The sequence below is a fragment of the Millionella massiliensis genome, from assembly GCF_900104655.1.
In the GTDB taxonomy this organism is placed as follows: Bacteria; Bacteroidota; Bacteroidia; order Bacteroidales; family Rikenellaceae; genus Rikenella; species Rikenella massiliensis.
In genome coordinates this window covers 526,824-551,193 of record NZ_FNWD01000002.1, presented here as the reverse complement: position 1 = coordinate 551,193, position 24,370 = coordinate 526,824, and the positions used below count along the sequence as shown (strand labels likewise).

Sequence of the window (24,370 nt, the reverse complement as noted above, 5' to 3'; positions counted from 1 at the left end):
ACTCCAATCACCAAACAATCAACCAACACAACATGAAAAAGAACCTCATCAAACTGATTCCCGTCCTGTTGCTGGCTGCGCTCTGCCTGGCACTGGATGCCGCCGCAGCGCCGGAAGCCCTCACGGCCACCGGTATCGTGGCCCTGGCACTGGCGGCTCCGGCCGTCGTGGCCGGTGGCGAAACCCCGACCACCGCCCATCTCGAAGATGCGGAAATCTTCGAACAGGACATCTCCAAAGAGGTAACCAAGCTCAACCCTGACCGCTACCCGCTCGACACCATTCTGCGCGAATATGCCAAGTCGCAGAAGGCCGAAAGTCAGGAGGTGGTCTTCTATCAGCGCTCGGCCAAGTCACTCTCGGACTCGATCGCCGAAGAGGCGGGCAACGGTACCTCGTTCGGCACTCCGGCCTGCTCCTACACCTACGCGTCGGGCGACGGGCTGCAGAAAATCTACATCAAGCCGGCCACGCCGCAGCTGTGGCGCAAACACGACACGCTGGTCATGCGTTCCCTGACCCTGCCGGGCACGCCGGACGAAGCGACGGTCGAGGTGGTGGCTTCGGCTGACGCAACCTTCGAATACGACGTGGCCTTCTACGTCAGCGACAAACAGGGCGACGTGCTGGAGCTGACCCCGCTGGGCGGCCTCTACGGCACCGGGGCAAACAAGGGGAAACCTGTCGTGCCGGACTTCCCGAAAACCGCCATACTCTACCGTATGGGACAGGCCAAAAGCGAAATGGCCATGCAAACCGACCCGCTGGCCATCTACCCCGAACCGACCGAACAGTATCTGCAGAACTTCATGGCGCAGATCGAAGAATCGACCTTCCACAAACTGCAGAAAAAGAAAATCGACTTCACCTTCAACGACATGGAGGTGGACAGCATCGAAGCGATGCGCGCCGAGATGGAAATGTCGATGCTCTTCGGCGAAAAACGGGTCATCAAGAACGGAAACGACAAAACCTACTTCACCGGCGGTATCGTCCGCAGTATCTCCAAAGTGCTGGAGTACGGTACCGGCGGCTCCGACCGCTCGATCAGCGACGAGATGTACATGAGCTGGCTGCGTGACATCTTCACCGGCAACAGCGGCTCCAAAGAACGCATCCTGCTGGCGGGCAGCGGACTGATCAAGGCGCTCGAACTGTTCCGTGTGAAGGTCAAGGAGGTGGCCATCAACTCCTCGTCGGAAGAGTACCTCGGTGTCCGCGTCACCAAAATCTTCTCGACCTTCGGTACCCTCCGCGTGGCGCACAGCCCGCTCTTCGACGAAAGCGGCTGGAGCGACAACGGGCTGGTGCTCGACATCCAGTATCTGTGCAAGCGCGAGTTCGTGCCGCTCACCGCTACGGAACTGGAATTCAAGAAAACCGGTGCCAAAAACGCCGAAGGCAAGGTGCTGCAGGAGGTCAGCGGTCTCACGCTCCGCTATCCGGACTGTCACGCCATCATCCGCCCCAAGGCGTAGTAACGCCGGGCCGATTCGCAAGGGGTGTTCTCTCATCCGGGACGCCCCTTTCTAAAATCCACAAATCCGAAAACCATGATTAAAACATACAAACTGATCAAAGACATCAACCTGACCACCCCGGTGCGCCTGGGGAACAGTATCGTAATGATCTCGTTCGCGGGCGGCAGCCGGAACACGGGCGAGGACATCCGACGGGGATGGTTCACCACCGGCGACGAGGCGTTGCAGCAGGCGCTGGAGGCGGACAGCGGTTACGGCCGGGTGTTCCGCTGCATCACCCCCGTGCCGAAGGCGAAACCGGAAAAACCGGCCGATGAATCCCAACCGGTAGAGATGCAGGGCGCAGACGGCGCTGAATTGAACGGTGCAGAGACCGAAGCTGCGAAAATAGATGACTCACAGGCTGAAATCACCGCACCAGTGGCGGCTGAGGCTGAAGCTGCGAAAATGGATGACTCACAGGCTGAAAGCATCGCACCAGTGGCGGCTGAGGCTGAAGACGCTGCGCCGGAGGTTACCGGGCCGGAGGTGGTCAGCGGGGTCACCAATAAACAGCAGGCGATCGAATGGCTGGCGGCAAACCGCGGCATCGACGGCCTCAAACCGACCTGCCGGGCCGAAGCGGTGCGCAATGCGGCCGCTCTGCACGGTGTATCGTTCCCGGACTGGAAATAACGCTGTGTGACCGATGAACGAAACCAACCTGCTGAGTGGCGTACTGATGCGGATCGACGAGGCCACCCCGAACCAGATCGAGGGGATCGGGACCCGTTATCCGATAGCGGAGTTTATGCGCGAGGCGACGATGGAGATGCTGCGCACGGCTCCGCTGGAGCTGCTGCCGCTGACGGATTTCAGCGCGGGTGAACTCGCGGACATGGGCGACGGGTCGGGTACGGTGGCGCTGCCGGAAGGGTTTGTGCGGCTGGCGTCGTTCCGGATGCGGGGATGGCTGCGGCCTGCGCTGCGGGCAATCGGTACGGAAGGGGCGGCTTTCGCCCGTCAGCTGAACCGGACCACGCGGGGCGGCATTGCCAAACCGGTCGTGGCGCTGGTGCGTGATGCCGGAGGGATGAAGCTACGGTGGTTCAGCCTGCCGCCGGGGTGGCCGCGCCAGGTGGAGGAGGCGTTGTGTGTGGTGCGGATGGCGCCCACCGACCTGCCGGACATGCTGGCCGATCCGTTGTGCTGGCTGACGGCATCGATGGTGCTGTCGGTAACGGGCGAGCCGCAGGCGGCCGCTAAGGCACGCGAGCGGTACGACCTGTCGATGGGGCTGCTGCGAGAAGGTGCCTCCGGGCACTCCGAATGAGGAGTTTCTAACGCCACAAGCGATACGCAGTATCGCACGCTCCACCGCGAGCACGCGGGGCCCGCGCGGCAGCGCAGTCGAAGAACGTGGCACCGGGAACGTATCGGACGGTTCGCCGCAAGGCCAACCGACCGATCCATCCCCCAATCAAAAAAACAGTACGGAACTGCCCTCACGCCGGGCGGGCGGTGCCTCCGGGCACCCCGAATGAGGAGTAACACTTATCAAAAGATACAGAGATCATGCTCGACACTAATACCCCCATCACGGAAATACGCATCGACCTCGGACGGGTCTTCGAACATGCCTGCCGACAGACGCTCGAAATCGTCGGCGCCATGCCCGACGCAACGCCCGATGCGGCTCTGTCGGTGGACGAGGCTCCCTGGGCGCGCGAACAGATCCGCAAAGCACGAGACCGGGCGGCCATGCTGCTGGAACGCCTCGCCAAAACCATCACCGACCGACCGCAGGCCGAGCAAAACGACGAAGAACTGATCTTCCGCGTCGTGTGCCGAACACCCACTCAGGAGGGGCTGCTGCCCGGAGCCGTCGAACGGTTCCTCACCACCTGGGTGACGGCTGCCTGGCTCCGGTTCCACCCCGAACTGAACGCCTCCATCGACATGGAACGCGAAACCGAAGAACTGAACCACATCACGCTGATGAACAGCCCCGCCAAACGACCCTCTTACTGCTTCTGACCATGATACCCACGGCACGCTTTTACAAAGGAGAAGACATTCACCTGGCTATCGGAGCTTTCCTCGACGAAACGCTCGAAACACCGGGCAGCTTCGACGGCTACGGCGTCGACGTGCTGCTCTTCACAAGCGACGACGAGGAGCACATCGCCCTGTCGTCCGATGCGGCCGACGGAACGGAATGGCTGCCAATGGCACTGAATGATGACGGTACGCTCGAAGCTACCATCCCCCAGACGCTGACTGCGCGACTCGACCCGGGCGTGGTGCGTGTCGAAATCCGGCTGACCAGCCGCGCCACGGGCGAATCGTTCATCGCATCGAAAGCGGCATTCCTGCTGGTGGAGTCCCGAATCGCGGCTTTCGAGCCCTGCTGTCAACTGAAGTAGTTGTGTTTTGAGTTGTGCTTTGATGTAGAAACGCCATGTATGCAAAAGTAACTTTCAGACAGGGACTGCCCGACAATGCCCATACGGTGGTTGCATCGTTCGGCGACCCTTCGGGCCGTCTGGACCGCGACTTCTGGGCCCGTGACATCGAGTGTCGCAACCTGACCGCATCGGACACCATCACGGGCCGTAACATGGTAGTCCGTGAAGCGATCCGCTCGGAAGATTTCGTGTCGGGATTCATCGGACGGGGGTTCCGTATCCTGGGGGACGGTAGCGCCGAAATGAGAAGCCTCGTCCTGCACGACTCTCTGGAGGTGCCGGAACTCCGATACAACCGCATCACGGCCGTGGGCGGTCAGCTGTGGGTGACGTCGGCCGGAACGGTGCGCTCCGTCACGGACAATGGGAACGGAACGTGGACCCTCGTCTTCAAACTCGAAGAGGGCGAAGTTCACGAATTCGACAAAGACGACATTCTGCGGGCGGTGTTCCACACTCCGACGGGGTTCCAAACTGGAATATACCGGGTCACGGAGTACCTCGACACTTCCAGCGTCCGGGTCTCGATCGTCGAAGGGTGCCAACCCCAGGCGGCCATGACGGTGGTCCGCACGGGGAACTACACCGATCCCGACCGTCAGAACTCAATCTATCTGGACGGCTATCACGGGTACGAACGAATCCTGAAAGGGGTCGATACGCCGGACTTCGAAGCGGACCAGATCATCTACCAGGCCGGCGTGCTCGACGGACTCACCACCGAAGCGTTCGGACCGCTCGAAGGGATCGGCGTCTACTGCGGGAACCTCTATGCAGCGGGGTCGCTGCGGGTGAAGGTGAACGGCGTGAGCTCAGATGTTGGAACGCAGTTCGAAGTGACGGCGGAGGGCATATCGGCACTGGTCACGAAAACCGAAACCATCGACGGTAAGGTGGTGGTAATGGAGAATGAGCTTACCGTCACGGCCGAGGGATTGCACCAAGTGACGACGAAAACCGAGACCATCGACAGCAAGGTGACGACCCTGGAAAGCGAGCTTTCTAACACTGCCGAGGAGCTTATGTCCGTCAAGAAAACGACAACGGAGATCGATGGCAAGGTGACGACCATGGAAAGTACGATTCAGCAACTCTCCGACAAGATAACACTACAGATCACCAAAGACGACTTGTACAAGGTGGGCATCGAAATCGACGGGAACGACATGGGCGTGCACGTCACCGCCGACATGTTCGACGTTTCCGCCTCTACATCCGGGGTGAAGCTGCTGGAGGCGTCGTCGGACGGAAACCGCGTAACGCTTCGCAATGTGGACATCACGGAAGGATTTACACTTGGCTACTTCTATGCAAACGGGAGAGGACTGGCCTGGAATGGAGAAGACGGCAGCATCGTCGGACTGGGACAGGCCATGCCGGCCGAAGCCGGACTGGGCGACGTGATCGCCTACCTGAAGGCTTCGTCGGGGACGGCGCTCTGGGTGCAGGGCGCAACCAATATGCCGGGGGTACTGCTGTGCGCCTACGTGTCGAATACGACTGCATACAAACGCTGGGGATATTATACTCTTGGAACTGTCAGCCGGGTATTCTCGTCGGGGGAGCAAGGAGGGCCGATCTTCCGGTGCAAACACAACATAGGTCATACGAATTACAGTGCCTTCGCCATGGCGCGGACGACTTCGGACCGGGGATGGTGGAAATACAACGCTTTGGTGTTGGACTGCACGACAACTTACGTGGATGTGATCATCGTGGACATCGGAAACGAAAATGAAATGAACGAGGGGGCTTTTGAACTGCTGCTGGTGGGTAGCAACGCATAGTATGGAATTATGGACAAAAAACAACAGGTGATGCTGCCGCCGGGAGCCTACGAACTGCTGGTGGCACAGATCGAAGCACTGCCCTACGCGCTGGCCAAACCGCTGCTGCAACTGCTGCGCAGCAATGCACGCACGGTGGAGGTTACGGCGGGGCCAACTGACAACCAAAACGACAAGGCATGAGAAAGATTTTTCAGGGCGAAACAGCCTGGTTCGTCATCGTACCGCGGGGCGAAGTGACCGAAACCCATTCGTTCGAAGCCCGTGTGGTGGAACGTTCGGGAAATGTGGTGGCCACCTTTTCGTCGGAGGCCGAGGACGATGAACTGAAGATCCAAAAACTGACGGATGGCAAATGGGGCTTCCACCTCTCCCCGACCCTTACGGCCAGCCTGCTGGGCGAATACGGACTCGAGTGTTGGTGCACCTGCTCCGATACGGTTTACATGCTCGCGCGCGAACGGTTCCGGGTACACCGCTCGACGCGTGGCGAAACCTCCTTTAATATTTAGGCTTATGGGATTCAAAATTGGCGGAAAAACGCAGGAAGACCACCCCCTCGTAACAGATGTCGATGTGCTCCTGCTGGGCGGAGAGATATGGCGCGGTCCGAAAGGGGACCCGGGTGAACGGGGCGAAACTGGCCCGCAGGGAGATGTGGGACCGCAGGGACCTCAGGGTATTCCGGGGATTCCGGGCGAAACTGGCCCGCAGGGGGCACAGGGTGCGCGCGGACCACAAGGTCCGCAAGGCGAAAAGGGAGAGACCGGTCCACGCGGCCCGCAGGGCGAAAAGGGAGACCAGGGCGTACAGGGAATGCCGGGAGAAAAAGGCGACAAGGGTGATCGCGGCGAACAGGGACTGACCGGAGAAAGAGGCCCCGCCGGACCGCAGGGTCCCGGTGCTGCGACCTATGTGAACCTCGATCTGGCGGGTGACGACAGGGAGTTGCAACGTGAAGAGGTGTGGCCGGCGATCCGGGCGCTGGAAGCAGAAAACGAAGCGATGGTCGTGGTGCGGGACGACGGGCTCGACCATGTGGCACTGGTGGCACTGGCTTCCAGCGGGATCCTGAGCGTCGCGGCGTATGCCGTCGACTGGGATGCCAAACTGCTGCGCGAGGTGACCCTCCATGCAACGTTTACGGATTGCGCCATCCTGACGCTGGAGATCGCCCGGCGTACGGCCGAGCTGGTCTTTGCGCCCGATCTGGAACTGGCCGTGGATGAGACGCTCACCGAAGCCAAAGAGTATGCCGACGGGCAGGATCGTGCACTCCGCGAAGAGCTGGTCGCTGCCGACGCCTCGACGCTGCAAAATGCCAAAGACTATACCGACAAACGTGAAACCGCTATCCTGACCGAGGTGGACAGACGCGACGAGGCGGTGCTGGGCAATGCCCAAAGCTATGCGGACAACGCGATTGCAAAGTTGGTAAACGGCAGTCCGGAGGCGCTCGATACGCTGCAGGAACTGGCCGAGGCGCTGGGTAACGACCCGAACTTCTCGGCCACGGTGATGCAGATGATCGGCGAGCGGGTGACCACCGAGACGATGAATGCCGCGCTGGAGGGAAAGGTGAACAAAGCGGGCGACACGATGACGGGAGAATTGACTGTGCCGCAGATTAAACTCACCTCCGGAGGAACAGCGACAATAGCTTCCATTGATGGAGACGTATGTTTTGGGTCTGAAAGCGGAGCCGAGATGGTTTTTTACGGTGTCGGCGGAATCACAATCCTCACTCCCGATAAAGAATGGGTGGAGGTCTACACGAGTAAAACAAAAGTCCCCGCTGATACGGTCGACGGCCTGCACCTCTGGAAAGGCTCCGAAGCGGAATACAACGCCATCGCCACCAAAGATGCGAACACACTCTACATTATCACGAAATAGGAGACCCTCGGGATGATTAAACTCGGAAGTGGAAATGTAACGCTCTACCTCGGCGACAAAAAGGTGAAAGCGGCCTGGCTGGGCTCGGAAAAAGTCTATCCGAACAGCTTTCTGGAGTTGTCGGCCTCGTCGCTGAGCTTTGCCGCGGCGGGACAGGCGCAGCAACTGGCCATCACCGTAAACGACGGGCAGGCATGGACCATCGCTGCACTCCCTGCCGGGTTCTCGGTGTCGGCCTCCTCCGGCACGGGACCGGCTACGGTGACGGTCACGGCCGCCAATAACACCTCGACGACTGCCCGAACGGGAGCCCTTACCGTGAACTCCGAAGACCTGTCGGCAGCCTGCTCGCTCTCGCAAACGGCCGGCGCCAAGGTCTACGGGGCCTGGCAAAACGTACGTCTCGAAACCGAAGGTAATATCACTTCGTTTGCTGCCGGTGGCGGAACGGCTAAAATCCACATGGTGGTTGAGCGAACATGGACCTGGAACGGTGTGGCCGGAAGCGGGGGATCGGAGACCAATTGGGCACAACCGGCTGATGTCACAGTGTCGGATACAATCGCATCTGTCAGTGCGGATGTCCTCACCGTAGGTTCACTGGGGACGACCTTCAAGACGGATACACAGATTCTAATCGGTGCTGGAACGGCATCCGATACGGTCTCGACGAATCGGAAAACACTTGCCATAACGCAGGCGGCGAATTACGTTACCGCGGCACGTGCATTGAAAACAAGAACTCTTACCTATCCGCAAATAGGTGCCGGAGGTGGTACCTCGAATGTACAATGGGATGCTTATCCGACTGATGCGGATATAGATAAACTGTGGGGATTCACTTGGGCATCCGGTGCAAATGGAACCTGGTCGCAAGCTAAACTGGGCGGATCAAACGCTCAAACTGGCATGAGCTATAAATGGGCCGGGGCTTCCGGAAACTTCACGGCTCTGAACACTTCGACCGGGGCGGTGACGGCATCGTCCAAAGGTACTACGGTAAACGGAGTGACCAGCAGCCCCACAATTACGGCTACTCAAACATGCAAGTTTACGAACAATGCTGCATACGGAGGCAGCAGCGTCTCGTGGGACACTACAGCCACCGGCACTTGTTCTCAGGCGGCCAATGCCGTGACCGGATACGGTACCCCGACCGGCAGAACGCTCTCCGTGGCCGACATCCCGGCCTCCGGGGGTTCCGTCTCCAGCGGTACACTCGGCGGAACCATCACCCAATCCCGAACCTTTACCTCCGGAGCTTCGGACACGCTGACCAACCCGACGGTATCGGCAAGCTCCTATTCTGCGGCCGTCAGCGGGGCCAACCTGGGCACGACCGTAACTTCGCGAACAGCTAAGGGCACCCTCACCCATTACTACACCTGCAACGGAAAACAGGGTTCATGCTCGGCCACCGTTTATCAGGCAGCCAATACGTGGTATGACCATGACATTGTACTCTCGGCTAATTCAACCTCTATCGGAGCAGCTGGCGGCAGCGTTACCCTGACCGCTACCATCTATCGCATGTACGCCTCAGGCACACGGGCTGTCGGAGGATCGGGATATGGAACCCTGTCCGGATCTGCAACAGGCTTCACTGTCTCGGGGTGGACGGTCACTGCGGCAGGGCGTGGAACTACGGTCGGAACCGCACGCTCAATATCCGTTGTATGCAAGTACAACGGACTGACCTCAAATTCCGTTACCGTTACCCAAGCGGCCAATGCGGCAAAGGCGGGGTCGACTTATATCCTGGTCAACGGATCGCAGGCAACCAGCAAATCTCTTTCCTTTGGAAATGCCGCATCGACACAGTATCTGAGGCTGAGGCAGAAACAGAATTATTCTTACACCTCCGGAGCGACCGAGGTGGTCGATACATCGAAAAAACCCTCCTTCGCATCATCCAGCGGGTATTTTACCGTCAAAGATGCAACGGACTATGGCGGGAATCCGACTGTTCCCGAATATATGTTTGGTATTACGGTCACCGCCAACTCCTCATCTTCTTCAAGAAGTGCAACGGTCACTTTCACCTTCCCGAATGGAGACAAAGTGACGGCTTCCTGTACGCAAAGTGCCGGAGGAGGAACTACAACGAAACCGCAATACTTGAAGATCATGGCAGACTCGGTTACCGTCGGTAACAGTTCTGTCCCGTCACTCACCGTTGCATGGGGCACTACCGCGGGATCGTATTCGAATTCGGAGACCCTGACGGCTTCCAATATTACAACCACTGGAAAAACGGTCTCCCTGGGAAGTATGGCCTCTGGTCGGACCATCTACTTCAAATTTACGGGCCAGGTAACCCCCGTAAAGATGGCTTCGATAGAGTTTACCGGTTCGGGCTTGACGCTGTCCGGTGATACATCCTACCTCGGTGCTTCCGCAGTTGAATTCTACGGACAAATGTCGGTAGACACCACGTCGAAAACCGCAAATCTCAACATCACAACAGTTCAATAATAATCTACCAAACAACCATGAAAGAACAAATCTTTGACACGGTCGCACTCGCCACTCAGGACGTGGTGGCGACCATCGGACACTACCAGGACACCATCGCATCCCGTGACTTTGTCATCGGAATCCTGATCGTGGCGCTCGCCTCGGTGACCTTTCTCGCCGCCCGCTGGGGAATGAAGGTCTACAATGCGCGCAAAGAGGGAATCGACATGAGCCGATTCTAAACCTGATCCACCCTGCCTGACCATGAAAGTCATTCAAAACAAATGGGCGGACAGAATCGTTGCCCGAGGGTTTGCGGCTGTCACGGTGTGGCCCTTCGTCTTCGTCCGAACCGACACGGCGGTCACCCGGCAGCTGCTCACCCACGAGCAAATCCACGCCCGCCAGCAACTCGAACTGTTCTGGGTGCTGTTCTTCGTGTGGTACGGCCTCGAGTGGCTGGTGCGGTACTGCATCGACCGACGATCCGCCTATCGCTCCGTATCCTTCGAGCAGGAAGCCTACCGGAACGACTGGAACAGCGACTATCCGGCCGAACGACCTCTCTTTGCCTGGTGGAAGTTCTGCAGATCGGGTAACGTGAAATATTAAGTGAGTCCAACCTCCGGATCAATCATCCGCGAACGTAGATATCGAGAATCTCAAACATGGAGTACATAGCAGTCATCATCAGTGCAATCGGAACCATCATTACGGGCGTACTCGGCCTCTATTTCAAGTATAACCAGAAGTCGAAAGACAAGCTGACCGATCTCAAGATCGAGAAGTTCAAGCAGGACGAGGAGGCCAAAAACCGGCGGCGGAATGACAGCTCGGCAACCGTATTCGGCGAACTGTGGAACGTCCTCTACCAGCTGAAAGCCGACCGGGTCTATATCGTACAGCCACACCCGCTGGGCAACGAGTGCATGCTCTCGATCTATTACGAGGTGAAACGTAAGGGAGTCGAAGGCATGAAGGATATGATCCACGACCTCAAGATGTCGGAGGTCGCCAGATTCAGTGCCGACCTGAGTAAAAACCTGTTCATGTACATCACCAATATCGACGAGCAGGTGAGTGACAAGTACGCCAAAGCCCTGCTCTCTTCGTGCGGTTGCGTCCAGGTGGCGATCAAACGAATGAGCGACAACAAACACGACTGGGTGGGCAGTATCTTCTGCGAGTTTACCCACCCGATGAACGTCACGCAGGAGGTGACGCAAGCCGTGTTGCACGAGGCTGCGGTGAACATCCAGTACATCCTGCCCGAATACAAGTAGAACCCTTTTGATTCCATCACACACATGAAATACTTTACCATCGACGAGCTCTGCGCCTCGGATATCGCAGAGAGAAAGAAAATTGACAACACGCCGAATGCTGATGCTCGGCTGCGTATGCAACGGTTAATCGAACAGCTGCTCGACCCGATCCGGGCTGCCTGGGGCGGCCCGATCACGGTGAACAGCGGGTACCGTTGTCCAGAACTCAACCGGGCTGTGGGCGGGGTAGCTACCTCCCAGCATCTGAAGGGTGAGGCGGCGGATATTACCGTCGGCTCAGCGGGAGACAACAAGCGGCTGTTCGATAAGATTGTCGAGCTCCAGAAGGCTGGAAAGATTGCTTTCGACCAGTTGATCGACGAGTCGAACTACGCCTGGGTTCACGTCTCCTACCGCTCAGGTAAAAACCGAAACCAAATCCTGCATCTGTGATGAAAGCGATTTATTGGATGACAGCAGGGCTCGCCATCCTGGCGGGCTTTTTCTTAGGCCGGGGCTGCTCGCGCTCCCGGACAGAGGTGATCGAAGTGACCTCGACAGACACGGTGACCGTCACGCGTATTGATACGGTGGTCGTAGAACGCCCTACCCCGGTGAAGGTTGTGGAGAAGAGGACCGACACGCTGACCGTCTATCGTGGCACGGACACCTTGTATGTGCCGGTTCCGATCCGGCAGTACAGCTTCCGAGACAGCCTCTACTCGCTTGACGTCAGCGGATTCAATGTTACGCTCGACCGCCTGGAGGTCTATCCTCGAACGATCTACAAGACTATCACCAACACTGTCGAACGAACGGTGACGGAAAAGAAACGCTGGGGCATCGGGGTACAGGCCGGGTATGGCTATAACTTCGGTTCCGAAAAGCCCGGCCCGTATATCGGAATAGGTGTACAGTACAGTTTGTGGAGGTTCTAAGTAAAAAGTGCACCTCTAATTCTTTTCGCCATATAGAACCCAGTCAATGACTTTCCGGTTGGCCTCGTCCACTTTCCGCTGGTCAAAGTCAATGTAGATATCAGTCACGGTATTGCCCCCATGGCCCAGTGCTGCGGCAATCGTCTCCTTTGGGATGTCGAGAGAGGCGGCAATGGTGGCCCATGTGTGACGCGCCCAATAGGAGGTGAGGCCGGGGAAGAGGGCGTTGTACTGCTTTTTGTTTTTCTTCGGATGCGTCTGGCTCCGGTTATCCACCCATTCCAGCGGACCGATCTTTTTCAGTGCCGCATTCATTCGTCGGCGGAAGTCTCCGTGGTCGGCGTATTTGTCGGCGAAAACCAGCAGGTGATTCGTCCCTTTGTATTTGTCGATGATGGCTTGTGCTTCCGGTTCGACTTTGATGGAATAGAGACGGTGCGTCTTCGCGCGGCGATACTCTACTCTGCCCTTCTGTACTTCGGTCAAAGCCATCAAGTCCACGGTGTTGATCCCGATCAGGTAAAAGATCAGCATGAACATATCGCGCCATTTCTCCTGCCACTCTTCGCACGGATAGTCTCGGAGCATGCGGAGTTCTTCGACGGTCAGCGATCGTTTGGGGGTCGATTCTTTTTTGATCTTGAATCGGCGGAATGGGTACATGCCCTGGGGGATGATCTCTTTGTCGATGGCCTTGTTGAATAGTGCTCGAATATTTCGCAAATGAACGGATTTCCCGTTGGTGGACATTCCGTTCCGGTTCATCCATGCATCGAAATTCTCCAACCAAGCCAGCGTAATATCGGCAAAATAGATCTCCCGTGAACCTGTATAATCGTTGAGTTTTTGGATAGTTTGTTGGTATATTTCCCTTGTCCCTTTCGTTGCGATGTTGGCAATTATGGAGGCAGCAAAATCCTGTACGCTGATGGCCGTGGCTTCTGTCTTCGTTTGCAGCTTGCTGAGGACGATGCGTTTTAATTGTTGGGTGGTTAATCCATCGAGTTGTCCTTCCTCAGTCAGGGCCAGAAATATAGCTTCAGTTTTCGCCAATATGCTCCTGATGTGATTATTGTACAGGCGATTTTGGGGATGTTTGCGGTTAACCTCTTGTTTTTGTTTGTCCCATTGGTCTGCCTTTAGGTGAATATTCAGAGGAACCGTAAACATTCCGCCTTTGTGCCGAATGATAATTGATAGTAGCCCTTCTCCTTTGCGGTTGCGGCTATCATAATACACTTTGGAACTGGCCATGATCTATCATTTTTTTATCACGCTTTTATTCGTAAATATAGGGAAATATCGGGATAAATCGGCTTTATATGCTTGTGTTTGTCAAAGAAAAAAGCCTTTATAATCGCCGTAGTGTGCTGATTATAAAGGCTTTTTGTTTTGTCGGGGTACCAGGATTCGAACCTGGGACCCCCTGCTCCCAAAGCAGGTGCGCTAACCGGGCTGCGCTACACCCCGAATTTTTCGAGCAACAAAGGTAGTGTTTTTTTCTTCGTTCGCAAAATCGAGGGACACGTGCAGACCGTTCTTTATCGGTTAAGGGCTTCAATCACGTCACGATGCAGGGCCGGACCGCAGGCCACGATCGAATCACCCGTAGCGGGATTTCCGCCGTAGTAGTCGGTGATGACACCGCCAGCGCCCCGGATCACGGGAATCAGTGCGGCCAGATCCCAACGGCTCATAATCGGATCAACCATAATATCGCCGCGTCCCGTGGCCAGCAGGAAGTAGCCGTAGGCGTCGCCCCACGTGCGCAACAGACGGCATTGCTGGGAAAGCGCCATGAAATCGTGGATGTTGCGGTGTTTGTCCACATCCAGAATATCGGTCGTAAGCAGGGTCGCCTGGGACAGTGACTCGCAGGGGCGCATCTGAGTCGGAGTACCGTTCCACAGGGTGACCGTGTTGTCGCCCACCACCAGGTCGTTCAGCAGCGGATTGTAAATCGCACCGTAGACCGCTTCGCCGTTTACCATGACACCGATCAGCGTGGCAAACAGCGGTACACTGTGGATGAAACTTTTGGTACCGTCGATCGGGTCGACGATCCATTCGATCAGTGGGCCATCGGCCGGTGAGGTGCTGGCTGCGGGGTGTGTGCCGCTTTCTTCGCCTACGATCACGCTGTCCGGGAAGCGGTTCTCGATGCGGGAGACAATGTAACGTTCGATCTCTTTGTCGGCCAGCGTGACCGGCGAATCGTCCGCCTTGTAGTCCACGTGGACCTTGCCGATATATTTTCCCACGGTCTCGCGGATGGTGGGGGTCAGGGACTCTATGAAGTCCGAAAATTCCTGAAATGTGAACATGGCTTACGGTATGTGCATGAATTTATGGTTCTGGATCGAGATGTTCCACTGCGGATGTGCCTTGGCATACTCGACCAGCACCGGAATAATCTGTTGGTAGCGGCTCCATTCGGGTTGGAGGTAGAGCCGGCAGGTAGCAGATACGTTGTGGGCATTTTCTTCGGCCCACGCAATATCCGCTTCGGTTTCGATGATGACTTTCAGTTCATCGGCGCGGCTGAGCATCTCCGGCAGAGGGGGCTGTTGTCGTTTCGGCGAGAGGCATACCCAGTCGATCTCGCCCGAGAGCGGATTGGTGCCGGAGGTCTCGATAAAGATTTCCAGCCCTTTGGCCTTCAGGGCTGTGGTGAGCGGCTCCAGCGGATAGAGCGTCGGTTCGCCGCCGGTGATGACGATGGCTTGGGCCGGAAGCGAGGCGGCTCGTTCGACGATCTCTTCGATGGGCGTAGGTGGATAAAGTTTGGCGTTCCAGGTAAATTTGGCGTCGCACCAGCGGCATCCTACATCGCATCCGCCGAGGCGGATGAAATAGGCCGGTTTCCCGGCGTGGTACCCTTCGCCCTGGATGGTGTAGAAGTCTTCGACCAGCGGTAACCGACGGCCGCCGTCGAGCAATGCGTACAGGTCTGTTGTCATGTTATTTGTCTTCGCACAAGGTATATAGCGCGCCGAGGTTGCGTCCCTGTTCGTCGTAGTCCATGCCGTAGCCGACGATGAATTTCGGTTCGGCCTCCAGGGCGACGTAGTCGATCGGGAGCGGGTTCGGGCGTGTCGGTTGGTGGTAGTAGATGGCGGGTTTGAGCAGCAGCGTCGCCACACGGATGCTGCGGGCCCCCTGTTGGGTCAGCAGGGTGTGGAGCCGGTAGATGGTGGTTCCGGTGTCGACCACATCTTCGGCGACGATCACATCGCGGTCGCGAACATCGGCCGTCGGGGGCACATCGACTGCGACGTGGCCCGAAGTGGTGGTTCCTGCGCCGTAGGAGGAGAGCTTGACGAACGCGATTTCAAACGGGCCATCCAGCTGGCGGAAGAGTTCGCCGGCAAAAACGACGGCTCCGCTGAGGGTCACCAGCAGCAGCGGACGGTGGGCCGTGCCGTAGTCCCGGTTGATCCGTTCGGCCAGCGCGGTGATGGCTGCATGGATCTTTTCCGCCGGGATGTAGGGTTCGAAGCGGAGATCGCGGATCGTAAGGGTTGGTTCCAAAAGATTGAGCGTGTTTTCCGAAAAGTTTATAACTTCGCAAAGTTAAACAAAATACCCTATCGTATGCAACCGAAAGTATCGATCATCATGGGCAGCACCTCGGACCTGAAAATCATGTCCGAAGCGGCCAAATTCCTCGACGAAATGAATATCCCGTTCGAGATCAACGCACTGTCGGCACACCGCACGCCCGATCTGGTGCTGGATTTTGCGAAAAAGGCCCACACGCGCGGGGTGAAGGTGATTATTGCCGGTGCGGGCGGAGCAGCCCATCTGCCCGGAGTGATCGCAGCACTGACTCCGCTGCCTGTGATCGGGGTGCCGATCAAATCGTCGAACTCGATCGACGGGTGGGACAGCATTCTCTCGATCCTGCAGATGCCTTCGGGGATTCCGGTCGCTACCGTGGCGCTTGACGGAGCCAAGAACGCTGCGATTCTGGCCCTGCAAATCATCGCTACCGGTGAGCCCGAGGCGCACGAAAAGATGATGAAATTCAAATCCGAACTGGCCGACAAAATCGCCAAAGCCAACCAGGAACTGGCCGAGGTCAAATTCAAAAACCGGGTTGGTTAGAGGCCGGTCGATCGGTAGCGGGAATGCCTGTGGCTGTATGCTTCTCCGAGTGACCCGCATGAATCGAAAAAAGGGAGTCGTTTTGTATGTGCAAAACGGCTCTTTTCGTATCTTGTCGTGCCGCAGCGGAGCGTTTCCGTATATCCTGTGAAAGAATAATCGTAACGACGAGTCATGACCCGTATCCCGCCCCATGAAATGTCACGCCTTACCTCGTGCGGCGTCTCCCTGAAGTGGATTCGTCCCGAGGAACCCGCACAGCTCCTGCACTATGCCCATCGCGACGATTACTACATGTTCGGAATGGTTGTCGAAGGGTCGTGTGTGATGAACGTGGATTTTCGGGAGTATCGCCTCACGCCGGGTGAAACGATCTGTGTGGCGCCCGGAGCTGTGCATGCGCTGGTACGGGCCGGTGGGCTTACGGCAGTGTTGCTGATCGTCGATGCCTTGTTTATCAACGACTCGTTTCGAAGGAGTATTGCTGAGTACATGTTGAATCCGGGAACAATTCCCGTTAGCGACCAAGTACAACGGAATTTTCGTGCCCTGGTCGAAGTATTGGAATGCAGGCTGCACACGGCCGAGACACCAACCGGTCGGGAAATTGTGCGCTCCTTGGCCGAGGCTGCGGTCGGTATTGTGGTCGAAGCGCTGGAAAGGGTGATGTCGTCGCGTGTTGCGTCTCGTCGGGCGGTAGAACTGGTCGTGCGACTGCGGAAGTTGCTCGGGGAGGATGTCCCCATTCGTCACCGACCGGCCTACTTTGCGGCCAAGATGAACATATCGCCCGTATATCTGAACGAGGTGGTGCGTTCGGTTACCGGGATGAACGTGACGGCTTATATCCGGACGGAGATCATGCTGCGTGCACGGCGGCAGCTCTATTATACCTCCGATTCGGTGCAGCAGATAGCTGCAGCACTCGGTTTCGACGACAGTGCCTATTTCTCACGCCTCTTTACCCGTGCGGTTGGACTCTCGCCGACCGATTTCCGGAAAAAGTACCGCGGTTAGTCCCGCCTTTTCCTCGTTTGCTCCATTCTTTTTGCACGCCGAAGGTTGTTCCTTTGTCGAAAAAACGATGAGCAGAAAACAAACGGAATTCGTTAAACTGGTTTCGCGGCTTTGCGAGGCTTGCTGGGAGTGTATCCCGGCCTGTCCCCGACAGGTAATCGGTCGGGTGATATTTCCTGGACATCGCCATGTGGTGTTTCGGTACGCGGATCGCTGTGTTGGATGCGGGACCTGTGTGCAGGCGTGTCGGCTGCACGTTTTTCGATGGATCTCCCAACCTCAAAAACCGGTGCGATGAAACGAAGAATTTTCATAACCGACGCGGGACTCGTCGTATTGTTCGTCTTGACCCTGTATTCTGGCTTTGTCTTTCATCGGGCCGGAGGAATGATCGGTGGTGCCGATCCGCTGCATGCGGGGGTCGCTCTGGTATTTGTCTTGTGTATTCTGCTACATCTGTGGGATCATAAGGCGTGGTTTCGCCGGCCGGTCGGACTCCTGCGGCGGCGTAAACTGACCACTACCCTGCTCGCCCTGAGTTGCGTTGTATTAACTGTCACCGGGGTGCGGCTGCTGATTGACCAACCCGTCGGTGAAACGCTTCTTCTGGAGCGATGGCATGGTGTCGGTGCCTTGCTCTTTCTGATTACGGGTCTGATTCATATCGTCGGCCGACTCAGAGTGCTTGGGCGGGGAATTAAAAGGGTGGTCAGCGGATAAATCGGGCGAATCTCGCTGATCGCAGGTGTTATGTTGGGCCGCTTTCCGAACTGAGTTTTCTGTGTCGGGAAGCGGCTTTTTATCTTTGGATCAGCGTTCGGTTTGTTTTGATGACAGTGTCTCTTTTGTTATATTTGTTGATTGTAACCTATACGCTATCGGGGATGGGCAGCTTTTCGGTTGAGGTGATGCGTGATAAGCGGCGAAGAACTCCGGATACGAAGACACGATATCTCCCCGTTCTTTTCGAAGATGGTTCACTTTTGTGGCCGGATTTACATTACGGTGAATCCGGTTGTCCAATGATGAAAACACATGGAACAACAGGCAATATACGCTTTCTTATTGACCCTTATGGCCGGGCTTTCGACCGGGATCGGCAGTCTGATCGCTCTGGTGGCCAAACGGACCAACCGGAAGTTTCTCTCCTTCTCGCTCGGTTTCTCGGCTGGTGTGATGATCTACATCTCGTTCGTGGATCTGTTCCCGCAGTCGATCGAAATTCTCGGGGCAGACTATGGAGCGCGGGGTGGGCAGATCGCAACGGCGATTGCCTTCTTCTGCGGGATTCTTTTCATTGCCCTGATCGACAAGTTGGTGCCGTCGGTCGAGAACCCCCATGAGATGCGAAGCATCGAGAGTCTGCAAGTTGATTTGCCAGCGGCCGGCCGACACCCGCACTCGAAGCACATGTTGCGGACGGGGATTATGACCGCGCTGGTGATCGGTATACACAACTTTCCGGAGGGGATTGCCACCTTCATGGCTTCGCTCCAGGATACGCAGATGGGGATCGCCATTGCCGTGGCCATTGCTATCCATAATATTCCCGAAGGTATCGCCGTGTCCGTGCCGGTCTACTATGCCACGGGGAGCCGGCGTAGAGCGTTTAAATTCTCGTTCCTCTCGGGACTTGCCGAACCGATTGGGGCACTGGTCGGATACCTGATCCTGGCTCCGTTCCTGACACCGGCCATGCTGGGCTATATCTTTGCCGTGATTGCCGGTATCATGGTCTACATCTCGCTCGACGAGCTGCTCCCCGCAGCGCACGAATACGGTGAACATCACGTAGCCATCTGGGGGTTGATCGTCGGCATGGCGGTCATGGCGGTCGGTATCGTGGCCTTTCATTAACCTTGCTGAAGAAATTAAGAATGAATCGTTTAAAACTGTGGTGGAAGAGACAGACGCTGAACGAGAAACTGATGTATGTACTGATCGTAGCTCTGCTGATCGGTATCGCCACGCGCTGGCGTTTCGTGTTCGGTGAGATTGGCGACGCCTTCCGCAACATCTTTGCCCGTTAGAAGTGTAATAACCCAAACCTTAAATTCGATATAAGCATGAAAAAACTGTTGATGGCCGGCCTTATGGCTATGGGCATTGGAACGACGTGCCGGGCTGCTGAGACACCCGACAATCTGATCCGGATCGGAACCGAACGGACCGATCTGATTTTGCGCGTGGGCGACGACCATCGTCTGCGGCAGACCTACCTGGGACCGAAACTGATGAATGACGTCGATTTGGAACACTTCGCTCGATCCGGCGGAGGTTTCGAAGCGTATGTTACTTATGGCATGGAGGATTACTTCGAATCGGCCATTCGTGTGCTGCATGCCGACGGCAATCCTTCGCTGCTGCTGACCTACAAGGAGAGCGACCAGCAGGAGAACGACTCGGTGCAGACTACGCGGATCGTGATGCAGGACGAAAAGTATCCGTTCGAGGTGCGCCTCTTCTATCAGGCATACAAACACGAGAACATCATTCGGATGTGGACCGAGATCGAACATGCGGAGAAACGTCCCGTGACGCTTTACAACTATGCTTCGTCCATGCTCCATTTCAGCCGGAACGGCTACTGGATGACCGAATTCTCGGGCGACTGGGCTCGCGAAGTCAACATGTCGGAACAACAGTTGAATTTTGGGAAGAAGGTTGTCGACACGAAACTCGGATCGCGGGCCAATATGCACGTTTCTCCCTTCTTCCTGCTGGGGCTTGATGCTCCGGTGGCCGAAACGACGGGTGACGTGGTGGTCGGTACGCTGGCCTGGACCGGGAACTTCCGGTTTACGTTCGAGGTCGATAACGTGAACAACCTGCGCCTGGTGTCGGGAGCCAATCCTGTCGGAGCCGAATATGTGCTGCCCAAGGGCGAGGTGTTTCGCACGCCGGAGTTTATTTTTACCTACAGCACGGCCGGAGCGGGGCCTGCCAGCCGAGATTTTCACGATTGGGCACGTCGTTATCAACTCAAAAACGGCGCGGGCGACCGCATGACGCTGCTCAACAACTGGGAGGCAACCTATTTCGATTTCGACGAGGCCAAACTGGAAAAGATCATTGCCGATGCGGCCGATCTGGGTGTCGACATGTTTCTGTTGGACGACGGTTGGTTCGGCAACAAATATCCGCGCAGCTCGGACAATGCCGGTTTGGGCGACTGGGATGTGACAGCTACGAAATTACCCGGCGGAATCGGTGCGCTGACCGATGCGGCCAAACGTGAAGGTGTGAAGTTCGGTCTCTGGATCGAGCCCGAAATGGTGAATCCCAAGAGCGAACTCTACGAAAAACACAAGGATTGGGTGATTCAGCTGCCCAACCGGGATACCTACTATTTCCGGAATCAATTGGTGCTTGACCTGAGCAACCCCGAAGTGCAGGACTATGTATTCGGGATTGTCGATCGGCTGCTGACCGAGTATCCGCAGATCGCCTATTTCAAATGGGACTGCAACAGTCCGATTACCAATATTTATTCGCCCTATCAGGAAGATAAACAGTCGAACCTTTATGTCGATCATGTGCGCGGGCTCTATCGGGTACTCGACCGCATTGCGGAGAAGTACCCCGCTCTGCCGATGATGCTCTGCTCGGGCGGCGGCGGTCGTACCGATTACAAAGCATTGAAATATTTCACGGAGTTCTGGCCCAGCGACAATACCGACCCGCTGGAACGAATCTACATTCAGTGGGGTTATTCCTATCTGTTCCCGTCCAAGGCGGTGGCTGCGCATGTGACTTCGTGGGGACGTCAGTCGCTCAAGTTCCGTGTCGATGTGGCGATGATGGGTAAACTGGGTTTCGATATCCGGGTGAACGAACTTTCGCAGTCGGACCGGGAGTTTGCACAGTCGGCTGTGGCCAACTACAACCGGCTGAAACCGGTGATTCTGGATGGCGATCTCTACCGTCTGGTGTCGCCCTACTCCGGGGAACACGCCTCGCTGATGTATGCCTCGAAGGAGCAGGATCGTGCCGTAGTCTTTGCCTTCAATCTGAACCCCCGTTATGCCGAACCGGTGCGGAATGTACGTCTGCAGGGGCTCGATCCGCAGCGAATCTATACCGTCCGCGAGACCAATCTGATGCCGGGAGCCCATTCAGACGGCAAACGTTTCTCGGGCGACTATCTTATGAAGGTCGGGCTGCCGCTCTTCTCGGCCTCTCATCTGACCAGTACGATCGTTGAACTGACGGCCGAATAGGTCGCACGGTTGATCTGAAATGAAGGAGCGTCCGGCAGGGAAATCATAATTTCCTTTGTCGGACGCTCACTTTATTTGAGACGGTTGCTTTCTGGGAAGAATGGTGGATGGCAGCCGGGAAAATTTAGGTGTTTTGGCGTGCATGAATCGCCTGTCTGCAGTGGTATCTTGCCTGAAAAAGCATTCAGCAAGGGGCATGTTACAGCGGTCTGGACAACTTTATAAGGAGGCTTATTTCGTATTTTCGCCGTGTTTCGGTCGACTCGGGGGCGGATGTAGGACAAACTTCTATGGCATCCACTCGACAATGCCTTCGATGGGGTGTTCGCGGAGCCACATGGTAAATTCGGCATAGCTGCGGACTCCGTCGCGCAATACGGCCTGGTAGTAGGCTATACCAGGGATTTTCGTGTCGTCCGGGGTCTCATACTTCAGACGCAGGATGGCCTGTCGGCTCTCAGGAGTCAGGGCGGCGGTGATGCGTTGGGCCATTCGTTCGAAGTATCCGTCGTAACGCGATCCTTTGAGTAGGTGGATCATGTCGATTTGCCATAATTTTCCGTCCTCGTCTTCGTACCAGGCGTGCCATTCCAGACAGGCCTCTTCGGTGTGCATCAGATTGGTGTATTCGACGCTGCGGATGGCGGGGTGAGCTGCAATCTGCCCCATGGCTTGAAAACTGGCTGCAGGATTCAGTGGGGAGGAATAGATGTGGAGGTCGATGTCCCGATGTTTGACGAGCAGCCCCATGCTGAGCGAGCCGACCAGGCGGGGCTCGGCGCCGATGGAGCGCCACGTTTCGATCATTCCTGTGCGGCGGATGATGTCGCGGGCTTTCTTTTGGTTCTGTTCGGCCAGTGCAAGATAGGGTTCCATGACGGTGAATTTCAGTTTTATCAGCAGATGGTATGAGGCGACAAAAGGCGATAATCGATGGATGATTATCGCCTTTCAGTCGATTGGATTTACTGGTGGTTGTGGCGGGTATGGCCGAGCACTTGTTGTGGCAGGTTCTCTTTCCCTGCTGCCTCTTCATTTCATCTGGCTGTATGTATTGCCGTGCTGTGTTTGCGTGCGGGAGAGCCGGGTCCGGATGGAGTGTCGTTCTATCCACGGATCATATCACAACGAATCTGTCTGCCTGTTTCTGTGTCTCCTTTCGGTCCCCTCTCCTACCCTTCCTTTGCGCTTTTCTTTCCGTTCGTCTTCCCGCGTCTCTTGCCACCGCCTGTTTTCTCCCGGTTCGGCGTTTTGAGATGCTCGGCGTTCCTTTCGGCTCTCGGTTCCTCTTTCGACCTCTCTCGATCCCCTTGCCTCTTTTGCGGCCACCCTCTCGGTCCCCTAGCCTCTCTTGCCGCCACTCTCTCGGTCTCCGGCCCTTCTTTCGGCTCCCCCTCGCGGAGGTTAGCGGACTTTCTTGACGAGCTCCATTCCCTGACGCAGGGCGGCTTCGTTGGCCGGGATCATTTTGTGGGCCCGTTCGGGAAGCGAGTGCCGCAACCCTTCGATGACGTTCTCGATGGTCACGAGGGGTTTGATCTTGAGGAATGCGCCCAGTACGAACATGTTGAATACTTTGGCATTTCCGCTGCGGGCGGCTTCGACGGCTGCGTCGATGGTGTAGATGGAGAGGTCGGTTCTGTGCGGCGGGTGGGTGATGCCATTGGGGTCGTACAACAGGGTGCCGCCGGGTTTGATCGTCTCTTCAAACTTGTCGAGGGACTGTTGGTTCAGAACGATCCCGGTGTCGAACTCCTGCAGTACCGGTGAACTGATTTTGTTGTCGCTCAGGATGACGGTCACGTTGGCCGTTCCGCCTCGCATTTCGGGGCCGTAGGAGGGGATCCAGCTGACCTCCTGACCTTGCATGACACCCGAATAGGCCAAGATTTTTCCCATCGAGAGGACGCCCTGGCCGCCGAATCCGGCTATGATGATCTCTTCTTTCATGGTTGTGGTAAGTGCGGTTTATTTGTCGCCGGTGAGGTCTTTCAGGTCGCCGAGCGGATAGGCTGCGTGCATGTTCTCTTCCATCCAGTGGTTGGCGGCTATGGGGGACATTTTCCACCCCGAGTTGCACGTGGCCACGATCTCGACAAAGGACAAACCGCGGTTGTTGATGGAGTTGTCGAATGCTTTCTTGATGGCTTTCTTTGCTTTGCGGACGTTGGCGGGGGTGTTGACGCTCTGCCGGGTGACGTAGGTGACGCCGTCGAGCAGGCTCAGCACGTTGGCCACTTTGAAGGGGTAGCCGTTCAGGTCTGCGTCACGTCCCTGAGGGGTGGTGGCGGTTTTCATGCCGAGCAGGGTTGTGGGGGCCATCTGTCCGCCGGTCATGCCGTAGATGGCGTTGTTGATGAAGATGATGGCGATGTTGTCACCGCGATTGGCGGCGTGGATGGCTTCGGCGGTACCGATGGCCGCGAGGTCGCCGTCGCCCTGGTAGGTGAAGACGAGTTTGTCGGGGCACAGCCGTTTCATGGCGGTGGCCACAGAGGGTGCCCGGCCGTGCGAGGCCTGTACCCAGTCGATGTCGATGTAGTTATACAGGAAGGCGGCACAACCCACGGGGGTGATGCCGATGGCTTTGTCTTCGGCGCCGAGTTCGTCGATGGCTTCGGCCACGAGTTTGTGGACGGTGCCGTGCGAGCAACCCGGACAGTAGTGCATGGTGGTGTCGAGCAGGAGCCGCGGACGGCTGTATACGAGGTTGGCTTCCGTTTCGGCCACTTCGAATTGTGTGGTATCTGCCATG

29 protein-coding genes and 1 tRNA gene are annotated in these 24,370 nt (G+C 56.8%); 22 read left to right on the top strand and 8 right to left on the bottom strand.

Annotation, left to right across the window (positions count from 1 at the left end; genetic code table 11):
* Window positions 1–32 precede the first annotated feature (32 nt).
* The 15 genes from BQ5379_RS02435 (at window position 33) to BQ5379_RS02370 (ending at window position 12,271) form a co-directional block, all read left to right on the top strand.
* Window positions 33–1,478 carry an SU10 major capsid protein gene (locus BQ5379_RS02435; protein ID WP_071133967.1) on the top strand — a complete coding sequence of 482 codons (1,446 nt, stop codon included), beginning with the start codon at window positions 33–35 and terminating at the stop codon, window positions 1,476–1,478.
* Between the two features lie 75 nt (window positions 1,479–1,553).
* Window positions 1,554–2,156, top strand: coding sequence for a hypothetical protein (locus tag BQ5379_RS02430; RefSeq protein ID WP_071133966.1), 603 nt, complete (start codon window positions 1,554–1,556; stop codon window positions 2,154–2,156).
* Between the two features lie 13 nt (window positions 2,157–2,169).
* The gene (locus BQ5379_RS02425) at window positions 2,170–2,793 is read left to right on the top strand and encodes a hypothetical protein (protein WP_071133965.1); all 624 of its coding nucleotides are present in this window, start codon (window positions 2,170–2,172) and stop codon (window positions 2,791–2,793) included.
* Window positions 2,794–3,035: 242 nt separating this feature from the next.
* Window positions 3,036–3,497 carry a hypothetical protein gene (locus BQ5379_RS02420; RefSeq protein ID WP_071133964.1) on the top strand — a complete coding sequence of 154 codons (462 nt, stop codon included), beginning with the start codon at window positions 3,036–3,038 and terminating at the stop codon, window positions 3,495–3,497.
* Between the two features lie 2 nt (window positions 3,498–3,499).
* Window positions 3,500–3,886: a hypothetical protein gene (locus BQ5379_RS02415; protein ID WP_071133963.1), complete on the top strand. Its 387-nt coding sequence runs from the start codon at window positions 3,500–3,502 to the stop codon at window positions 3,884–3,886.
* Between the two features lie 35 nt (window positions 3,887–3,921).
* On the top strand, window positions 3,922–5,715 hold the full coding sequence (locus tag BQ5379_RS02410) for a hypothetical protein (protein WP_071133962.1): 1,794 nt from the start codon (window positions 3,922–3,924) through the stop codon (window positions 5,713–5,715).
* 9 nt (window positions 5,716–5,724) lie between these two features.
* Window positions 5,725–5,898, top strand: a complete 174-nt coding sequence (locus tag BQ5379_RS11195; protein ID WP_159431200.1) for a hypothetical protein — start codon at window positions 5,725–5,727, stop codon at window positions 5,896–5,898.
* The gene (locus BQ5379_RS11245) at window positions 5,895–6,227 is read left to right on the top strand and encodes a hypothetical protein (RefSeq protein WP_071133961.1); all 333 of its coding nucleotides are present in this window, start codon (window positions 5,895–5,897) and stop codon (window positions 6,225–6,227) included. Before BQ5379_RS11195 ends, BQ5379_RS11245 begins: the two co-directional genes overlap by 4 nt.
* A 4-nt stretch (window positions 6,228–6,231) precedes the next feature.
* Window positions 6,232–7,611, top strand: coding sequence for a phage upper tail fiber protein (locus BQ5379_RS02400; protein WP_071133960.1), 1,380 nt, complete (start codon window positions 6,232–6,234; stop codon window positions 7,609–7,611).
* A gap of 12 nt (window positions 7,612–7,623) precedes the next feature.
* On the top strand, window positions 7,624–10,086 hold the full coding sequence (locus BQ5379_RS02395) for a BACON domain-containing protein (protein ID WP_071133959.1): 2,463 nt from the start codon (window positions 7,624–7,626) through the stop codon (window positions 10,084–10,086).
* Between the two features lie 17 nt (window positions 10,087–10,103).
* Window positions 10,104–10,310, top strand: coding sequence for a hypothetical protein (locus BQ5379_RS02390; protein WP_071133958.1), 207 nt, complete (start codon window positions 10,104–10,106; stop codon window positions 10,308–10,310).
* Window positions 10,311–10,332: 22 nt separating this feature from the next.
* Window positions 10,333–10,680, top strand: a complete 348-nt coding sequence (locus BQ5379_RS02385; RefSeq protein ID WP_071133957.1) for a hypothetical protein — start codon at window positions 10,333–10,335, stop codon at window positions 10,678–10,680.
* 56 nt (window positions 10,681–10,736) lie between these two features.
* Complete coding sequence (locus tag BQ5379_RS02380) at window positions 10,737–11,351, top strand: RNA-binding protein (protein ID WP_071133956.1); 615 nt, start codon at window positions 10,737–10,739, stop codon at window positions 11,349–11,351.
* 24 nt (window positions 11,352–11,375) lie between these two features.
* Window positions 11,376–11,786, top strand: a complete 411-nt coding sequence (locus BQ5379_RS02375; RefSeq protein ID WP_071133955.1) for a D-Ala-D-Ala carboxypeptidase family metallohydrolase — start codon at window positions 11,376–11,378, stop codon at window positions 11,784–11,786.
* Window positions 11,786–12,271, top strand: coding sequence for a DUF6808 domain-containing protein (locus tag BQ5379_RS02370; protein WP_071133954.1), 486 nt, complete (start codon window positions 11,786–11,788; stop codon window positions 12,269–12,271). The genes BQ5379_RS02375 and BQ5379_RS02370 overlap by 1 nt, the downstream gene beginning before the upstream one ends.
* Window positions 12,272–12,286: 15 nt before the next feature.
* On the opposite strand, the gene BQ5379_RS02365 is transcribed toward BQ5379_RS02370, so the two are convergent.
* The 5 genes from BQ5379_RS02365 to BQ5379_RS02345 all read right to left on the bottom strand — a co-directional run bounded on the left by BQ5379_RS02365 (window position 12,287) and on the right by BQ5379_RS02345 (window position 15,802).
* Window positions 12,287–13,525, bottom strand: a complete 1,239-nt coding sequence (locus BQ5379_RS02365) for a site-specific integrase (RefSeq protein WP_071133953.1) — start codon at window positions 13,523–13,525, stop codon at window positions 12,287–12,289.
* A 141-nt stretch (window positions 13,526–13,666) separates the two neighbouring features.
* Window positions 13,667–13,741 (bottom strand) — tRNA-Pro (locus BQ5379_RS02360).
* Window positions 13,742–13,812: 71 nt separating this feature from the next.
* Complete coding sequence (locus BQ5379_RS02355) at window positions 13,813–14,595, bottom strand: inositol monophosphatase family protein (RefSeq protein WP_071133952.1); 783 nt, start codon at window positions 14,593–14,595, stop codon at window positions 13,813–13,815.
* 3 nt (window positions 14,596–14,598) lie between these two features.
* Window positions 14,599–15,231, bottom strand: coding sequence for a 7-carboxy-7-deazaguanine synthase QueE (locus BQ5379_RS02350; protein WP_071133951.1), 633 nt, complete (start codon window positions 15,229–15,231; stop codon window positions 14,599–14,601).
* 1 nt (window position 15,232) lies between these two features.
* A complete protein-coding gene (locus BQ5379_RS02345) occupies window positions 15,233–15,802 on the bottom strand; it encodes a phosphoribosyltransferase (protein WP_071133950.1) in 570 nt (189 codons plus the stop codon).
* A 63-nt stretch (window positions 15,803–15,865) separates the two neighbouring features.
* On the opposite strand from BQ5379_RS02345, the gene purE reads away from it, so the two are divergent.
* From purE to BQ5379_RS02320, 7 genes are all read left to right on the top strand, one after another.
* Window positions 15,866–16,378 carry a 5-(carboxyamino)imidazole ribonucleotide mutase gene (gene purE / locus BQ5379_RS02340; protein ID WP_071133949.1) on the top strand — a complete coding sequence of 171 codons (513 nt, stop codon included), beginning with the start codon at window positions 15,866–15,868 and terminating at the stop codon, window positions 16,376–16,378.
* Window positions 16,379–16,576: 198 nt separating this feature from the next.
* Entirely contained in the window at window positions 16,577–17,395 is an 819-nt protein-coding gene (locus BQ5379_RS02335; RefSeq protein ID WP_159431198.1) for a helix-turn-helix domain-containing protein, read from the top strand.
* A 67-nt stretch (window positions 17,396–17,462) separates the two neighbouring features.
* On the top strand, window positions 17,463–17,693 hold the full coding sequence (locus BQ5379_RS11425) for a 4Fe-4S dicluster domain-containing protein (protein WP_083377529.1): 231 nt from the start codon (window positions 17,463–17,465) through the stop codon (window positions 17,691–17,693).
* The gene (locus BQ5379_RS02330; protein ID WP_071133947.1) at window positions 17,690–18,115 is read left to right on the top strand and encodes a hypothetical protein; all 426 of its coding nucleotides are present in this window, start codon (window positions 17,690–17,692) and stop codon (window positions 18,113–18,115) included. Before BQ5379_RS11425 ends, BQ5379_RS02330 begins: the two co-directional genes overlap by 4 nt.
* A gap of 315 nt (window positions 18,116–18,430) precedes the next feature.
* On the top strand, window positions 18,431–19,252 hold the full coding sequence (gene zupT / locus BQ5379_RS02325; RefSeq protein WP_071133946.1) for a zinc transporter ZupT: 822 nt from the start codon (window positions 18,431–18,433) through the stop codon (window positions 19,250–19,252).
* A 20-nt stretch (window positions 19,253–19,272) separates the two neighbouring features.
* Window positions 19,273–19,425 carry a hypothetical protein gene (locus BQ5379_RS11190; RefSeq protein WP_159431197.1) on the top strand — a complete coding sequence of 51 codons (153 nt, stop codon included), beginning with the start codon at window positions 19,273–19,275 and terminating at the stop codon, window positions 19,423–19,425.
* Window positions 19,426–19,461: 36 nt separating this feature from the next.
* Window positions 19,462–21,615, top strand: a complete 2,154-nt coding sequence (locus tag BQ5379_RS02320) for an alpha-galactosidase (RefSeq protein ID WP_071133945.1) — start codon at window positions 19,462–19,464, stop codon at window positions 21,613–21,615.
* Window positions 21,616–21,903: 288 nt separating this feature from the next.
* On the opposite strand, the gene BQ5379_RS02315 is transcribed toward BQ5379_RS02320, so the two are convergent.
* The 3 genes from BQ5379_RS02315 to BQ5379_RS02305 all read right to left on the bottom strand — a co-directional run bounded on the left by BQ5379_RS02315 (window position 21,904) and on the right by BQ5379_RS02305 (window position 24,369).
* On the bottom strand, window positions 21,904–22,491 hold the full coding sequence (locus tag BQ5379_RS02315; RefSeq protein ID WP_071133944.1) for a hypothetical protein: 588 nt from the start codon (window positions 22,489–22,491) through the stop codon (window positions 21,904–21,906).
* A 528-nt stretch (window positions 22,492–23,019) separates the two neighbouring features.
* Window positions 23,020–23,565, bottom strand: coding sequence for a 2-oxoacid:acceptor oxidoreductase family protein (locus BQ5379_RS02310; protein ID WP_071133943.1), 546 nt, complete (start codon window positions 23,563–23,565; stop codon window positions 23,020–23,022).
* 18 nt (window positions 23,566–23,583) lie between these two features.
* Window positions 23,584–24,369, bottom strand: a complete 786-nt coding sequence (locus BQ5379_RS02305) for a thiamine pyrophosphate-dependent enzyme (RefSeq protein ID WP_071133942.1) — start codon at window positions 24,367–24,369, stop codon at window positions 23,584–23,586.
* Window position 24,370: the final 1 nt, after the last annotated feature.

Coding starts and splice junctions, on each gene's coding strand:
- zupT (WP_071133946.1), top strand. CDS start 18,431: ATGGAACAACAGGCAATATACGCTTTCTTATTGACCCTTATGGCCGGG.
- BQ5379_RS11245 (WP_071133961.1), top strand. CDS start 5,895: ATGAGAAAGATTTTTCAGGGCGAAACAGCCTGGTTCGTCATCGTACCG.
- BQ5379_RS02420 (WP_071133964.1), top strand. CDS start 3,036: ATGCTCGACACTAATACCCCCATCACGGAAATACGCATCGACCTCGGA.
- BQ5379_RS02350 (WP_071133951.1), bottom strand. CDS start 15,231: ATGACAACAGACCTGTACGCATTGCTCGACGGCGGCCGTCGGTTACCG.
- BQ5379_RS11195 (WP_159431200.1), top strand. CDS start 5,725: ATGGACAAAAAACAACAGGTGATGCTGCCGCCGGGAGCCTACGAACTG.
- BQ5379_RS02395 (WP_071133959.1), top strand. CDS start 7,624: ATGATTAAACTCGGAAGTGGAAATGTAACGCTCTACCTCGGCGACAAA.
- BQ5379_RS02410 (WP_071133962.1), top strand. CDS start 3,922: ATGTATGCAAAAGTAACTTTCAGACAGGGACTGCCCGACAATGCCCAT.
- BQ5379_RS02430 (WP_071133966.1), top strand. CDS start 1,554: ATGATTAAAACATACAAACTGATCAAAGACATCAACCTGACCACCCCG.
- BQ5379_RS02400 (WP_071133960.1), top strand. CDS start 6,232: ATGGGATTCAAAATTGGCGGAAAAACGCAGGAAGACCACCCCCTCGTA.
- BQ5379_RS02305 (WP_071133942.1), bottom strand. CDS start 24,369: ATGGCAGATACCACACAATTCGAAGTGGCCGAAACGGAAGCCAACCTC.
- BQ5379_RS02415 (WP_071133963.1), top strand. CDS start 3,500: ATGATACCCACGGCACGCTTTTACAAAGGAGAAGACATTCACCTGGCT.
- BQ5379_RS02335 (WP_159431198.1), top strand. CDS start 16,577: ATGTCACGCCTTACCTCGTGCGGCGTCTCCCTGAAGTGGATTCGTCCC.
- purE (WP_071133949.1), top strand. CDS start 15,866: ATGCAACCGAAAGTATCGATCATCATGGGCAGCACCTCGGACCTGAAA.
- BQ5379_RS02315 (WP_071133944.1), bottom strand. CDS start 22,491: ATGGAACCCTATCTTGCACTGGCCGAACAGAACCAAAAGAAAGCCCGC.
- BQ5379_RS02330 (WP_071133947.1), top strand. CDS start 17,690: ATGAAACGAAGAATTTTCATAACCGACGCGGGACTCGTCGTATTGTTC.
- BQ5379_RS02370 (WP_071133954.1), top strand. CDS start 11,786: ATGAAAGCGATTTATTGGATGACAGCAGGGCTCGCCATCCTGGCGGGC.
- BQ5379_RS02380 (WP_071133956.1), top strand. CDS start 10,737: ATGGAGTACATAGCAGTCATCATCAGTGCAATCGGAACCATCATTACG.
- BQ5379_RS02375 (WP_071133955.1), top strand. CDS start 11,376: ATGAAATACTTTACCATCGACGAGCTCTGCGCCTCGGATATCGCAGAG.
- BQ5379_RS02385 (WP_071133957.1), top strand. CDS start 10,333: ATGAAAGTCATTCAAAACAAATGGGCGGACAGAATCGTTGCCCGAGGG.
- BQ5379_RS02320 (WP_071133945.1), top strand. CDS start 19,462: ATGAAAAAACTGTTGATGGCCGGCCTTATGGCTATGGGCATTGGAACG.
- BQ5379_RS02365 (WP_071133953.1), bottom strand. CDS start 13,525: ATGGCCAGTTCCAAAGTGTATTATGATAGCCGCAACCGCAAAGGAGAA.
- BQ5379_RS11190 (WP_159431197.1), top strand. CDS start 19,273: ATGAATCGTTTAAAACTGTGGTGGAAGAGACAGACGCTGAACGAGAAA.
- BQ5379_RS02310 (WP_071133943.1), bottom strand. CDS start 23,565: ATGAAAGAAGAGATCATCATAGCCGGATTCGGCGGCCAGGGCGTCCTC.
- BQ5379_RS02355 (WP_071133952.1), bottom strand. CDS start 14,595: ATGTTCACATTTCAGGAATTTTCGGACTTCATAGAGTCCCTGACCCCC.
- BQ5379_RS11425 (WP_083377529.1), top strand. CDS start 17,463: ATGAGCAGAAAACAAACGGAATTCGTTAAACTGGTTTCGCGGCTTTGC.
- BQ5379_RS02425 (WP_071133965.1), top strand. CDS start 2,170: ATGAACGAAACCAACCTGCTGAGTGGCGTACTGATGCGGATCGACGAG.
- BQ5379_RS02435 (WP_071133967.1), top strand. CDS start 33: ATGAAAAAGAACCTCATCAAACTGATTCCCGTCCTGTTGCTGGCTGCG.
- BQ5379_RS02390 (WP_071133958.1), top strand. CDS start 10,104: ATGAAAGAACAAATCTTTGACACGGTCGCACTCGCCACTCAGGACGTG.